General features: G+C 72.2%; 11 protein-coding genes. 4 read left to right on the top strand and 7 right to left on the bottom strand.

Annotated features, from left to right (window positions below; translation table 11 throughout):
- Positions 1-48: 48 nt before the first annotated feature.
- The 6 genes from ACI2K4_RS05535 to ACI2K4_RS05510 form a co-directional block, all read right to left on the bottom strand.
- The gene (locus ACI2K4_RS05535) at positions 49-2,592 is read right to left on the bottom strand and encodes a DUF4118 domain-containing protein (protein ID WP_404509005.1); all 2,544 of its coding nucleotides are present in this window, start codon (positions 2,590-2,592) and stop codon (positions 49-51) included.
- A gap of 46 nt (positions 2,593-2,638) precedes the next feature.
- Entirely contained in the window at positions 2,639-3,520 is an 882-nt protein-coding gene (locus ACI2K4_RS05530) for a potassium-transporting ATPase subunit C (protein ID WP_404509004.1), read from the bottom strand.
- Positions 3,520-5,610 carry a potassium-transporting ATPase subunit KdpB gene (kdpB, locus tag ACI2K4_RS05525; RefSeq protein WP_404509204.1) on the bottom strand — a complete coding sequence of 697 codons (2,091 nt, stop codon included), beginning with the start codon at positions 5,608-5,610 and terminating at the stop codon, positions 3,520-3,522. The genes ACI2K4_RS05530 and kdpB overlap by 1 nt, the downstream gene beginning before the upstream one ends.
- 131 nt (positions 5,611-5,741) lie before the next feature.
- A complete protein-coding gene (gene kdpA / locus ACI2K4_RS05520; RefSeq protein WP_404509003.1) occupies positions 5,742-7,397 on the bottom strand; it encodes a potassium-transporting ATPase subunit KdpA in 1,656 nt (551 codons plus the stop codon).
- Entirely contained in the window at positions 7,398-7,487 is a 90-nt protein-coding gene (gene kdpF / locus ACI2K4_RS05515) for a K(+)-transporting ATPase subunit F (RefSeq protein WP_404509002.1), read from the bottom strand.
- A gap of 288 nt (positions 7,488-7,775) precedes the next feature.
- Positions 7,776-8,432, bottom strand: a complete 657-nt coding sequence (locus ACI2K4_RS05510) for a copper resistance CopC family protein (RefSeq protein ID WP_404509001.1) — start codon at positions 8,430-8,432, stop codon at positions 7,776-7,778.
- Positions 8,433-8,574: 142 nt separating this feature from the next.
- On the opposite strand from ACI2K4_RS05510, the gene ACI2K4_RS05505 reads away from it, so the two are divergent.
- Positions 8,575-8,994 (top strand): OsmC family protein, encoded by a 420-nt coding sequence (locus tag ACI2K4_RS05505; protein ID WP_404508999.1) that lies wholly within the window; start codon positions 8,575-8,577, stop codon positions 8,992-8,994.
- Positions 8,995-9,113: 119 nt separating this feature from the next.
- Here ACI2K4_RS05505 and ACI2K4_RS05500 read toward each other — a convergent pair whose 3' ends face one another.
- Positions 9,114-10,064 carry an endonuclease/exonuclease/phosphatase family protein gene (locus ACI2K4_RS05500; RefSeq protein WP_404508997.1) on the bottom strand — a complete coding sequence of 317 codons (951 nt, stop codon included), beginning with the start codon at positions 10,062-10,064 and terminating at the stop codon, positions 9,114-9,116.
- Between the two features lie 106 nt (positions 10,065-10,170).
- Here ACI2K4_RS05500 and ACI2K4_RS05495 point away from each other — a divergent pair, with 106 nt between their 5' ends.
- The 3 genes from ACI2K4_RS05495 to ACI2K4_RS05485 all read left to right on the top strand — a co-directional run bounded on the left by ACI2K4_RS05495 (position 10,171) and on the right by ACI2K4_RS05485 (position 13,394).
- Positions 10,171-10,896: a Clp protease N-terminal domain-containing protein gene (locus ACI2K4_RS05495; protein WP_404508995.1), complete on the top strand. Its 726-nt coding sequence runs from the start codon at positions 10,171-10,173 to the stop codon at positions 10,894-10,896.
- Complete coding sequence (locus ACI2K4_RS05490) at positions 10,893-12,209, top strand: MFS transporter (RefSeq protein ID WP_404508993.1); 1,317 nt, start codon at positions 10,893-10,895, stop codon at positions 12,207-12,209. The genes ACI2K4_RS05495 and ACI2K4_RS05490 overlap by 4 nt, the downstream gene beginning before the upstream one ends.
- 270 nt (positions 12,210-12,479) lie before the next feature.
- On the top strand, positions 12,480-13,394 hold the full coding sequence (locus ACI2K4_RS05485; RefSeq protein ID WP_404508992.1) for a hypothetical protein: 915 nt from the start codon (positions 12,480-12,482) through the stop codon (positions 13,392-13,394).
- The last annotated feature ends 12 nt before the right edge of the window (positions 13,395-13,406 follow it).

Here is a 13,406-nt window from a genome sequence, read left to right as displayed (position 1 = left end):
AGCGGCCGTCCCGGCGGGGTGTGGCGGGCCGTCCGCCGGCTGGTTGGGTCATCCGCGTTCTCCTTCGGCCGCCGGCAGGCTGAGCACCATGGTCAGCCCTCCACCCGGGGTGTCCTCCGGGACAAGTGTGCCGCCCATCGCCTCGGCCAGACCACGGGACAGGGCCAGACCGAGCCCGACGCCCGCGTGGTTGTCCCGGTCACCGTGCCGCTGGAAGGGCAGGAACGCCTGCTCCCACTGGTCGTGCGGCAGCCCGGGTCCGTAGTCGGCGACCCGTAGCTCGACCAGCCCGCCGTGCTCGCTGGCCGAGATCGACGGTGGCCGGTCGGCCGGGCTGAACCGCAGCGCGTTGGCGACCAGGTTCACCAGGACCCGTTCCAACAGGCCCGGGTCGGCCCGGACGGCCGGCAGGTGGGCGGGCAGGCTCACCCCGACCCGCCGGGCCGGCTCCCCCATCTCGTCCAGCACCGGCGGGACGGCGTCCTCGAGCCCGATCGGGGCCAGCGACAGCCCGAGCACCCCGGCCTGCAACCGGCTCATGTCCAGCAGGTTCGTCACCAGGCGGGTCAGCCGGTCCAGCGACTCGTCGGCGGTGGCGAGCAGTTCCTCCCGGTCGGACTGGTCGAACTCGACCTCGGAACTGCGCAGGCTGTTCACCGCCGCCTTCGCCGACGCCAGCGGCGTACGCAGGTCGTGGCTGACCGCGGCGAGCAGTGCCGTACGCATCCGGTCGGCCTCGGCCAGCGGCTTGGCCGTCGCCGCCTCCTCGGCCAGCCGCTCCTGGCGCAGCGCGAGCGCGGCCTGCGCGGCGAACGCCTCCACCACCCGACGGTCGGCCGCGTCGAGCACCCGGCCGCAGAGCACCAGCGAGAGGTTCTCGGCCGCCCGCACCTCGACGTCCCCACCGGCCGGGGTGAGACACGGGGTGGCGCCGACGGTCGCCGCGACCTGCCAGGCACGCGGGTCGCGCTGCCGGTCCGGACCGGCGGCCACCTCCGGCGCGCGTTCGAGCAGGGTGACCGAGGTCAGGCTGAAGGTCTCCCGCAGCCGTTCCAGCAGCGCGGTCAGTGGCCGGGCACCGCGCAGCACGCTGCCGGCGACCATGGCGAGGGTCTGGGCGTCGGTGCTGGCCCGGGCCGCCTCCCGGGTCCGCCGGGCGGCCAGGTCGACCACCGCGCTGACCGCCGCCGCGACCAGCAGGAACACCACCAGGGCGAGCAGGTTCTCCCGTTGCGAGATGGTGAACGCGTGCAGCGGCGGGGTGAAGAAGAAGTTGATCACCAGTGAGGCGGCGAGCGCGGCGAGGGTCGCCGGCCAGAGCCCGCCGACCAGGGCCACCGCGATCACCAGCCCGAGGAAGAGCAGGATGTCACTGGCCAGGGAGAGGTCATCGGCCACCAGCCGGAGCAGCACGGTCAGCACCGGGATGCCGATCGCGGCCAGCCCGAACCCGGCCAGCCGACGACGCCGGGACAGGGCGCTGGTCACCGAGGGCACCCGCCGGCCGTGCCCGATCTGTTCGTGGGTGACCAGGTGTACGTCGATCGAGCCGGAGAGCGCGACGGTGGTGACCCCGACGCCCCGGGAGAAGATCTGCGCCAGCCGTCCGCGTCGGCTGGCGCCGAGCACGATCTGGCTGGCGTTGACGCCCCGGGCGAAGTCCAGCAGCGCTGTCGCGATCTCGGACCCCACCACCTGGTGGTAGGTGCCGCCGAGGCTCTCTACCAGCACTCGCTGCCGGGCGAGCTGGGTCGGGTCGACACCGGTCAGCCCGTCGCTGCGGCTGACGTGTACGGCGAGCAGGTCGGCGCCGGTCGGCGTACGGGCGGCGACCCGGGCGGCGCGGCGGATCAGGGTTTCACCCTCGGGGCCGCCGGTGAGCGCGACCACCACCCGTTCACGCGCCTCCCACCGGGCCCCGATGTGGTTCTCGGCCCGGTAGCGGTCGAGTTGGTCGTCGACCTTGTCGGCGAGCCAGAGCAGCGCCAGCTCGCGCAGCGCGGTGAGGTTGCCGACCCGGAAGTAGTTGCCGAGCGCGGCGTCGATCTTGTCGGCGCGGTAGATGTTGCCGTGCGCCATCCGGCGACGCAGCGCCTCCGGGGTCATGTCGACCAGCTCGACCTGCTCCGCCGAGCGGACCACGTCGTCGGGCAGGGTCTCCCGCTGGGTGATCCCGGTGATCTGCTCGACCACGTCGTTGAGCGACTCCAGGTGCTGGATGTTCACCGTGGAGAGCACGTCGATGCCGGCGTCGAGCAGCTCCTGGACGTCCTGCCAACGCTTGGCGTTGCGCGAGCCGGGAACGTTGGTGTGGGCGAGCTCGTCGACCACGGCGATCTCCGGCCGGCGGGCGAGCACCGCGTCGACGTCCATCTCGGTGAACTCGACACCCCGGTAGGTCATCGTCCGGCGCGGCACGATCTCCAGGTCACCGAGCATCGCCGCGGTGTGCTTGCGCCCGTGGGTCTCGGCGAAACCGACCACCACGTCGGTGCCCCGCTCGGCCCGGCGGTGCGCCTCCTCCAACATCGCGTACGTCTTGCCCACTCCGGGGGCGGCCCCGAGATGGATGCGCAGTTGTCCACGTGCCACCAGTCGATCCTGCCGCATCTCTGTTCGGGGCCGCCCACGTTGGGGGTCAGCGGTTGCCGGGGAACTGCCGGTCCAGGGCGAGGTTGAGTTCGAGTACGTTCACCGCCGGCTCGCCCATGAAGCCCAGGGCCCGTTCGGTGGTGTACTTCCCGATCAGGCCCCGTACCGTGGCGACGTCGGTGCCCCGCTCCCGCGCCACCCGGGGCGCCTGGAGCCGGGCGTACGCCTCGCTGATGTGCGGATCGAGGCCGCTGCCGCTGGCGGTGACGGCGTCGGCCGGCACCACCGGGTCGGCCGGGGCGGTGCCCCGGACCGGGGTGACGATCCCGCCGCTGTAGTCCTGGCCGATCTGGGCGCACTCCACGGTCACCCCCTGGTAGGTGGTGACGAACGGGGTGGCCGGGCAGGCCTGGTTGACGCTGACCGCCCGGGTCACCGGCCCGGTCAGCCCGTCCCGGTGGAAGACCACCAGGACGGCTCCGACGCCGTCGGCGGTGCAGTACGGCCGGGCGCCGCTCACCCCCTCGAAGTCGCCGATCGCCCGGCTGCGCTCACAGACCTGGGTGAGCAGGCTCGGCGATGCGTCGTCCGGGTTGTCGGCGAGGGTGTCGACGACGCTCTCCGGGCCGAGGTTGCTGGCGCTGGTGGAGGTCGGGTCGTAGCCGTCACCGGCGGCCGACGGGCGGCTCTGGAAGTAACGGGCCACCGGGTTGCCGTCGGCGTCGGTGAAGAGCTGCCCGATCAGGCGGCTGCCGACCGGGTTGCCGTCGGCGGTCCGGACCAGCGAGCCCTCGGCCCGGTCACGCAGGCCGGGAAGCTGCCCGACCCCGACCATGGCGAGCGGGTAGGCGAGCCCGAGCAGGGCGGTGAAGACCAGCACCGCGCGGAACGCGGCGAGGTGTTGGGCGATCCAGGAAGGTAGGCGCATCACGAAATCCCCGGGATGAACTGGATGACGAGGTCGATGATCTTGATACCGACGAACGGGGCCACGATCCCACCGAGTCCGTACAGCCACAGGTTGCGGGCGAGCAGGGCCGAGGCGCTGCTCGGCCGGTAACGCACCCCGCGCAGCGCCAGCGGCACCAGGGCGATGATGACGATCGCGTTGAAGATGACCGCGGCGAGGATCGCCGAGGTCGGACTGGACAGCCGCATGATGTTGAGGGTGTCCAGGCTGGGGTAGATCCCGGCGAACATGGCCGGAATGATCGCGAAGTACTTCGCGATGTCGTTGGCGATGGAGAACGTGGTCAACGCGCCCCGCGTGATCAGCAACTGCTTGCCGATCTCCACGATCTCGATCAGCTTGGTCGGGTCCGAGTCGAGGTCGACCATGTTGCCGGCCTCCTTCGCGGCCGACGTGCCGGTGTTCATCGCCACACCGACATCCGCCTGGGCCAGCGCCGGGGCGTCGTTGGTGCCGTCACCGGTCATCGCGACCAGCCGACCACCCTCCTGCTCCCGCTTGATCAACGCGAGCTTCTCCTCCGGCGTCGCCTCGGCCAGGAAGTCGTCCACCCCGGCCTCGTCCGCGATCGCCTTCGCCGTACGCGGGTTGTCACCGGTGATCATCACGGTCCGGATGCCCATCCGACGCATCTCGTCGAACCGCTCCCGCATACCGCTCTTGACCACGTCCTTCAGGTGGATCACCCCGAGCGCCCGGGCCGGCTGCCCCTCGACGAGTTCGGCGACCACCAGCGGGGTCCCGCCGCTGCCGCTGATCCCGTCGACGATCTCCCCGACCTGCTCGGTCGGGTGACCACCGTTGTCGCGTACCCATTTCATCACCGCCGCGGCGGCACCCTTGCGGATCCGCCGGACCCCACCGTCGACGCCGCCCTCGGCACCCAGGTCGACACCGCTCATCCGGGTCTGTGCCGTGAACGGCACGAAGGTGGCGTGCGGTACGACGCCGGCCTCCCGCTCCCGCAGGCCGTACTCGTTCTTCGCCAGGACGACCACCGAACGCCCCTCCGGCGTCTCGTCGGCCAGACTCGACAACTGCGCGGCATCCGCCACCTGCTCCGCCGACACCCCCTCGACCGGCAGGAACTCGGCCGCCTGCCGGTTGCCCAGCGTGATCGTGCCGGTCTTGTCCAGCAGCAGGGTGTCCACGTCGCCGGCCGCCTCGACCGCCCGGCCACTCATCGCCAACACGTTGCGCTGCACCAGCCGGTCCATCCCGGCGATACCGATCGCGGAGAGCAGCGCCCCGATCGTGGTCGGGATCAGACAGACCAGCAGCGACACCAGCACGATGCCGGTGACACCGTGGGCGTCGACCGCCGCGGTGTCCGGCGCCGCGCCCTGGAACGCCTTGGAGAAGATCGCCAACGGCTGAAGCGTGACCACCGAGAGCAGGAAGATGACGGTCAGCGCGGAGAGCAGGATGTTGAGCGCGATCTCGTTCGGCGTCTTCTGCCGGTTCGCCCCCTCGACCAGGGCGATCATCCGGTCGACGAAGCTCTCCCCCGGCTTCTGCGTGATCCGCACGACGATCCGGTCGGAGAGGACCTTCGTACCGCCGGTCACCGCGCTGCGGTCACCACCGGACTCCCGGATCACCGGCGCCGACTCACCGGTGATCGCCGACTCGTCGACGCTGGCGATCCCCTCCACCACGTCGCCGTCACCGGGAATGATCTGCCCGGCGTCGACCAGCACCACGTCGCCCAGGCGCAGCTCGGTGGCGGCGACCGCCTCCTCCCGGTACCGGCTGACCGGGGTGTTCGGCGACCAGCCGACGAGCCGGGTGGCGACGGTGTCCCGCTTCGCCTGCCGCAGGGTCGCGGCCTGCGCCTTGCCCCGCCCCTCGGCGACCGCCTCGGCCACGTTGGCGAAGAGCACGGTCAGCCAGAGCCAACCGGTGATGAGCCAGGCGAAGACCGTCGGGTCGGCGATCGCGAGCACCGTGGTGAACACGGCGCCGACCTCGACGATCAACATCACCGGGTTGCGCCACAGCGTGCCCGGATTGAGCTTGCGTACGGCCTCCGGCAGCGAACGGATCATCTGCCTCGGGTCCAGCAGGCCACCGCCGATCCGACTGCTCGGATCGCCGGACCCGCCCGACGGGGGGCGCCCACCCGACGGGGCGGGAGCCAGCGGAGTGGTAGTCATGTTCTCTTTCCTCAGCATGTCGGTCACAGGCCCTCGGCCAGCGGGCCGAGCGCGAGCGCGGGCAGGAAGGTCAGCGCCACGAGGATCACCGTCACGCCGACAACCATGCCGACGAAGAGCGGGCGGTGGGTCGGCAGCGTGCCCTCGGAAGCGGGTACGGGTTTCTGCCGGGCCAACGACCCGGCCAGGCCGAGCACGAAGACGATCGGCAGGAAGCGGCCGAGCAGCATCGCCAACCCGAGCGCGGTGTCCCACCAGCCGGTGTTGACGGTGATGCCGCCGAACGCCGACCCGTTGTTGTTCGCCGCCGAGGTGAAGGCGTACAGGACCTCGGAAAGACCGTGCGGGCCCACGTTGAGCGCGGTGGAGTTGTTGCCCGTACCGAAGGCCAGCGCGGTGCCGGCCAGCACCAGCGTCGGCGTGACCAGGAAGTAGAGCGAGGCGAACTTGATCTCGCGGGCACCGATCTTCTTGCCCAGGTACTCCGGCGTCCGGCCGACCATCAGACCGGCCACGAAGACCGTGATCACGGCGAGGATCAGCAGCCCGTACAGGCCGGCGCCGACCCCACCCGGCGCGACCTCGCCGAGCATCATGTTGACCATCGGCATCATCCCGCCGAGCGCCGTGAAGGAGTCGTGGAACGAGTTCACCGCGCCGGTCGAGGTGAGCGTGGTGCCGGCCGCGAAGGTGGCCGAGTTCGAGATGCCGAACCGGACGTCCTTGCCCTCCATCGCCGCACCGACCGCCTGCGGCACGGTGCCGTCACCGGCCAGTTCGAACGCGTTGGTCAGCGCGATGCTGGCGATGGCGAGGATCGCCATCACCGCCACGATCGCGTACCCCTGCCGGTTCTGGCCGACCAGCCGGCCGAAGACCCGGGGCAGGCTGAACGGAATCAGGAAGATCAGGAAGAGTTCCAGCCAGTTGGTCCAAGTGGTCGGGTTCTCGAACGGGTGGGCGCTGTTGGTGTTGTAGAAGCCACCACCGTTGGTGCCGAGCTCCTTGATCACCTCCTGGCTGGCCACCGGGCCGCCGGTGATCGTCTGCGTGCCGCCGGTCAGGGTGGTCACGTCGGTGCCGCCGTGCAGGTTCTGCACCATGCCGGCCGCGATGAAGACGATCGAGCCGAGCACCGCGATCGGCAGCAGCACCCGCAGCGTGATCCGGGTCAGGTCGATCCAGAAGTTGCCCAGCTTGTCGGTGCGGCTGCGGGCGAAGCCGCGTACCAGCGCGACCGCCACCGCGATGCCCACCGAGGCGGAGACGAAGTTCTGCACCGCGAGGCCGGCCATCTGCACCAGGTGACCCATGGTCGACTCACCCGAGTACGCCTGCCAGTTCGTGTTCGTGACAAACGAGACCGCGGTGTTCCAGGCGACGTGGTCGGTCACCGGGTCGAGGCCGAGCGAGAGCCAGAGCTTGTCCTGCAGACGCAGGAACGCGTACAGGAACAGCAGCGAGACCAGCGAGAAGGCGAGCACGCTGCGGGCGTACACGCCCCAGGACTGCTCGGCCCGCCGATCGGCGCCGATCAGCCGGTAGATGCCCCGCTCCACCCGCGAGTGCCTGGTGCCGGCGACCACGTTGTACAGGTAGTCGCCGAACGGGCGGTAGGCCACGACCAGTGCGGCGGCGAGCACGACGATGAAGATCACGCCCGCGGTTGTCGTACTCATCTAGAAACGCTCCGGGAACAGGAGGGCAATCACCAGGAAGACAGCCAGCGCGGCCGACAGGATCAGACCGACGAGGTTGACGGCGTTCACAGCCGCTCCACCGCCCGGACCACCAGGGCAAGGGCCGCGAACAGTCCCACTGTCAGCAGCACGAACACGACGTCGATCACCGAACGTCTCCTCCATCGCGGGTTCATCGCGGCCATCGGTGGCCGCACCGAACCATCGAAGCGCGGTCCGCGCCGAGGGACGGCCGTCTCTGACGGCCCCGCTACGCCCCGCCCGGCCTTCTTGACACTCCCTTGACGCGGGCACCGCCGAGCGGCCGGGAACGGGTGGCGAAGAGGTACGGCCCCGGAAAAGGGGCGAGGGTTCGGGTCAGGCGGTGCCGCGCCGCGCCCGGAGCACCAGCACCACCACGGTCGCGACCGAGGCCAGGCCGAGCAGGACCAGGACGGCCACCAACGGCCCGGACCCGCCCTCGGCGGAGTCACGGCCGGCACGGGCGGACGGAGTCGAGCCGGCCGGGTCGGTGCCGGCGGTGCCGCTCGCGGCGGGAGTGGCGGGCGGCGTCACACCGCCACCGCTGGGAGAGCCGACCGGGACGGACGGGGCGGTGGGCGGGGCGGCACCGGAGGGCGCGGGGGCCGGACCGGCCTGGCGCACGGTGAAGCTGAAGCTGCCCACGGCGGGCGGACCGGTGACCGGCGACATCTCGTAGCTGACGGTGTAGGTGCCGGCGGCGCCGGGGCGGACCGGCTGACGTACGCCGACGCCCCGGATGTTCGGCGGGGACGACACCACGTCGGTGCCGTCCGGCCCCTTCACGGAGATCCTCGTCGAGGCCGGCGACTCGTCGAAGACCAGGGTGATCACCTCGGGCAGCCGTTCCACCGTCTGGTTCGCCCCGGGATCGCTCTCCCGCAGCGTCGCCGCCCGCGCCGCCCCGGCCGGTGCCGTGCCGAGCAACGACAGAGTCAACCCGAGCAGGGTCGCGGCGAGGGCGGCCGACAGCCGCGCGGGCGTGCTGCGCATGCGCCACACCATAGTCATCCACCGATGCCGGAGCCAGTGCGGAAATCCGGCCGCCGGTGACCAGCCGCCCGGCGTTTGCGGCGGTCGGTGTTTCACGGCGGGTCGGCCGGGTAGCCCGGCCAGGAGCGACAGGGGGTACGCGATGCCGGATTCGTGGGTCCGTGAGGCCACCGCCACCGCGGCGGGCGGACGACTGCGTACCGGTGACGGGGAGCTGTCGACGACGCTCGCCTCGCCGTTGGCGCCGCACTGCGACGGCCTGTCGCCGGAGCAGTTGCTGGCCGCCGCCTTCGCCGCCTGCCTGCACCACGCCGCCGTCGAGGCGGCGACGACGGTCAGCGACGAGGCGCACACGGTCCAGGTCCGGGCCGAGGCACGGCTCGGCCGCGACCCGGACGGGTGCTACCACGCGGACGTACGGGCCAGCATCGCCGCGGTGGGGTTGACCCGGCAGCAGTTGGCGAGGCTGGCGGACTCGGCCGACCGGCTCTGGCCCTTCTCCAGCAACGGCGGCGGACGGCACACGTTCACCGTCACCCCAGCGAACTCCGGCGACCGCTGATCCGGACGCGGTCGCTCGGTCCCCTCGCCTTGCTTCTTGTGTGGTGCGGGCGCCACACGCTCTACCGCATCCTAGGACGCTAGGTTTGATGGGGTGGTTGGTCGGCGGCGCCGGAGGGGTCAGCGGAATCCGGCGGTCACCGCGCGGTGGTCGCTGGCCGGGGTACGCAGCACGTTGGCCGACGCCGCGGTGAGCCCCCGGTACAGCACGTGGTCGGGTCGGGTCACCGGCATCGACGCCGGCCAGGTGAAACCGAGCCCCCGTCCGGCGTCGGCCTGGGCGTCGGAGAGCAGGTCGGTCAGGGGCGCCATGGCCCGGTCCGTACTGGCGGTGTTGAGGTCGCCGAGCACGATCAGCCGGGGTGCCGGCTCCCGCCGCAGCGTGGCGGCGAGCGCCGCGACCGTACGGTCACGGGTGGCGGTGTCACCGGCCCGAGCCGAGCCGAGGTGTACGACGTAGACGGCGACGTCCCCCCGAGGGGTCTCCACCACCGCGCGCAGGGCCCGGTTCCAGCCCAGGCCGGTGTCGACGCCGACGTGCTCCCGGACCGGAAACCGGCTCCAGAGCGCGACCGTCGACTCGGCCACCTGGTACGGGTACCGGTCCCGCAGTGCCCTGGCGACCGACTCCCGGCTGTCCCCGCCGACCTCCTGCAACCCGATCAGGTCGGGGTCGGTGCCGGCAAGCGTGGTGACCGTGGCGACCGGGGCTGGGTTGTCGACCCGGAGGTTCTGGCTGGCGACCCGGAACGTGGGGTCGCCGCCGGCACCGGAGGGGAGCCAGGCGGTGCCGAACAGGCCGGCCCAGACCAGCGTCGGTACCAGCACGGCGAGCAGTGCCAGCCGGGACCGGCGCAGCAGGGCGGCGAGCGCCAGCAGCGGGATGCCGACGCCGAGGAAGGGGACGCCGCTGTCGACCATGCTGCCGATACCGGCCACGTTGGGTATCAGCCGGTGACCGGCGATGATCGCCGCCAGCACGAGCGCGGCGATGGCGACGAGCAGGCCACGCCGGCCGCGCGCCGGCCGGGCCGGTCCCGGGTCGGCGGGGTTGGTCTCGCTCGCGGTCACCGTGCGTATCGTATCGCCGCCGGCTCCTGGCGGATCAACCACTCCACGGATGCGGTCGTCAACTTCAGGTTGACCAGGGAGCCAGGGTCAACCTAAGGTTGACGGCATGGTGGGACCTCCGGTACGACTCGACGACCTGGTCGCGTACGTCGACGGTCGGCACGCCGACGGGCCGGCACTGGGGCGACTGGCCGACGCCAGCCTGCTCGCCGAATACCTCGGCGAGGTCGCCGACCACCTCGTCGGTCACTTCGTCGACCAGGCGCGCCGGGACGGGGCCTCCTGGGCCGAGATCGGTCAGCGACTCGGCGTGAGCAAGCAAGCGGTGCAGAAACGTTTTGTGGCCCGCCGGGCGGAGACCGGGGAGATCCTGCCGCCGGGGGTCCTCGCCCGGTTCACCGACCGCGCCCGCAACGTGGTCCGGCGGGCGGAGGAGGAGGCGCGCCGGGCCGGGCACGACGAGGTCAACGGTGGACACCTGCTCCTCGGGCTGCTGCACGAACCCGACGGCCTGGCCGTACGGGCGCTGGTGGGTCTGGGCGCGGCGCCGGAGACCGTACGGGCGGCGACCCGGGCCACGCTCGACCCGCCCCGGGAGCCCCACCCCGGGCCGCTCGCCCTCTCCCCCGGTGCCCGCCGGGTCCGGGACCTGACCTTCCAGGAGGCGCTGCGCCTGGGACACAACTACGTCGGCACCGAACACCTGCTGCTCGGGCTGCTGCGGCACCCGGAGGAGCCGGGCGCCCGGGTGCTGGTGGCACTCGGACTCGACCGGGACACGGTCGAGGCGTGGGTGGTCGAGGCGTACGACCGGGCCGGCGCGGAGGGGTGAACCGCACCGCACCGCCCGGGTCAGCTCCGTCCGGGCGGGACTTCGCCATCTTCTGGGCGGTGCAGACCCTCTCCGTGGGCGGTGCCTCGTTCTCGTACGTGGCCATCCCGCTGCTGGTCCTCGACGTGACCGGGTCGGTCGGCCAGATGGGCCTGATCACCGGCGCCTCCGGGGTCGGTGCGCTGGTCGCGGGGGTCTTCGCCGGGGTGCTGGTCGACCGGGTCGACCGGCGGGCGCTGCTGATCTGGTGCGACGCCGTCCGCGCGCTGCTCTACGCGCTGGTCCCGCTGGTGTGGCTGGCCTCCCCGCGACTGTGGCTGCTGTACCTGGTGATGCCGCTGGGCAGCGCGCTGGCGATGGTGTTCCAGGTCGGGTACGTCAGCGTGCTGCCCAGCCTGGTGCCGGCCGACCGGATAACCCAGGCCAACGGCCGGCTCTACGCCAGCTACGCCGCCGCCGGGGTGGTCGGGCCGATGCTCGCCGGCGGCCTCTGCGCCCTGCTCGGCCCGGCGGTCGCGATCGGGGTCGACGCGGTCACCTTCGCGGTCTCCGCCGCCGGGCTGTGCCTGGTCCGGCTCCGTCCCCGCGCCGGCGAGCGGGTGCCCGCGCCGGAGCCAACACCCGTAGCGTCGAGGTCGCGGGGGCGGTGGGCTCGACTCGTCCCGACGGAGTTGCTGGTCGGCGCCCGGTTCCTCGGGCGGCAGCCGCTGCTGCGGGCGCTGACCGGCCGGTTGGCGCTGCTCACCTTCCTCACCTTCGGCCTGACCGACCTGTACGTCTACCACCTGAGGCACGGCCTCGGCGGGTCCGAGGCGACGGTGGGCCACGTGCTGGCCGCCGCCACGCTGGGCACCGTCGTGGCCTCGTTGCTGGTCGCACCGGCCCGGCGGCGGCTCGGCTTCGGCGTCTGCTGGATCGGCTCGTTCACGCTGGCCGGGACGGCGATCGCGCTGCTCGGCGCGGCCGGCGACGCCGGTACGGTGGCGGCACTCGCCGCGCTGGTGGTGTTCGGCACGAGCGTGGCCGGCATCTGCTCGGTGTCGCTGCGGCAGGAGATCACCCCGGATCCGCTGCTGGGCCGGGTCACCTCGGCGTTCTGGACCATCCACACCGCGCCGGGTCCGCTCGGCGCGGCGCTGCTCACCGCCACGGCCGCCCGCTGGGGTGCGCCCGTGGTCTTTCTGATCATCGGCGGTGGTTGTCTGCTGGTGGCCGCGAGCGCGCTCTTCTCGCCGATCGGTCGGGCCGGGCGGTGGGCCGGTGGCTCGGCGGCGCGACGGCCGGCCGACGTCACCGCCACCGCGGTCGACTGACCCGGACGGGCCCGCCCCGGTGGGGCGAACGGCCGCGGGCGGCTCCCCCGTTCGCCCGAGTCGGCTCGGCCGGCGTCGCGGGTCGGGCGCGGGCGGGAGGATGCGTACGGTCAGCCCACTGGGCCTGGCATTTCGGATATTACGGATTCGAGACATCGACGCACGGGCGCACCCCGCTGCCGCCCGATGACCGGCTGACCAGGCAAAACTGTGTCCCATGCCACCGCCTGGAGCTTCCCATGACGCTCCGGCATTACCTAGCCTCGGCGGGTGCATCCCAACGACGAGGTGAAGCGTGAGTCAGCCAGCAACACCGGACCTATCCGTTCGGCTGAGCCGCCATCGGGCGGCCAGGTGACCGGACGCCACCGCTCCCCGGACCGACGGGTCAGGCTGCTCGGGGCGGCAACCCGCGGTGCCGGCCGTCGGGCGGCGCGGCAGTCCCCGATCCGGTCCCTGCTCACCTCCACCCCGGTACGCCTCTCCCTCGCCACCGGGGTCACCTGCTGCCTGGGATTTGTCGCGTTCACCGAGTCGCAGGCGGCGACCACACCCGGCGAACCCGTACGTGCCGTGCTGGCCGACTCGACCGCGCTGAGCGAGCGCGACGTGCTGGCTCAGGAGCAGGCCGCCTCACGGGCGTTCGAACGGGTCGCGGTCCCGACCACCCCGGCCAGCCCGACGCCGAGTGCCTCGCCGTCGAAGAAGGCGTCGCCCAAGGCCACCCGGAAGCCGACCAAGCCGCCGAAGCCCAAGCCGGTCGCCGGCCTCGACCAGGCCCAGATGGACAACGCCGCCGCCATCGTCAAGGTCGGGATCAGACTCGGCATCCCCCGGCGCGGCCTGATCGTCGCCATCGCGACCGCGATGCAGGAGAGCAACCTCTACAACCTGGCCAACCCCGCCCTGCCGGAGTCGCTGGAGCTGCCCAACCAGGGCACCGGGTACGACTTCGACTCGGTCGGACTGTTCCAGCAGCGCACCAGCAGCGGCTGGGGTGCGGTCACGGACCTGATGCGTCCGGCGTACGCCGCCGAGGCGTTCTTCGACGCGCTGGTGCAGATCCCCGGCTGGGAGCAGATGAGCATCAGCGGAGCCGCCCAGGCGGTCCAGGTCTCGGCGTTCCCCGACGCGTACGCCCAGCACGAGGAGCGGGCCACCACGATCGTCGCCGCGCTGGTCTGACCAGCACCCGGG

Origin of the sequence: Micromonospora sp. NPDC050397 (assembly GCF_044901685.1) — a bacterium.
GTDB lineage: Bacteria > Actinomycetota > Actinomycetes > Mycobacteriales > Micromonosporaceae > Micromonospora_G.
Note: the sequence above shows the minus strand (reverse complement) of the source record. Positions and strands in the feature narration are given on the sequence as shown.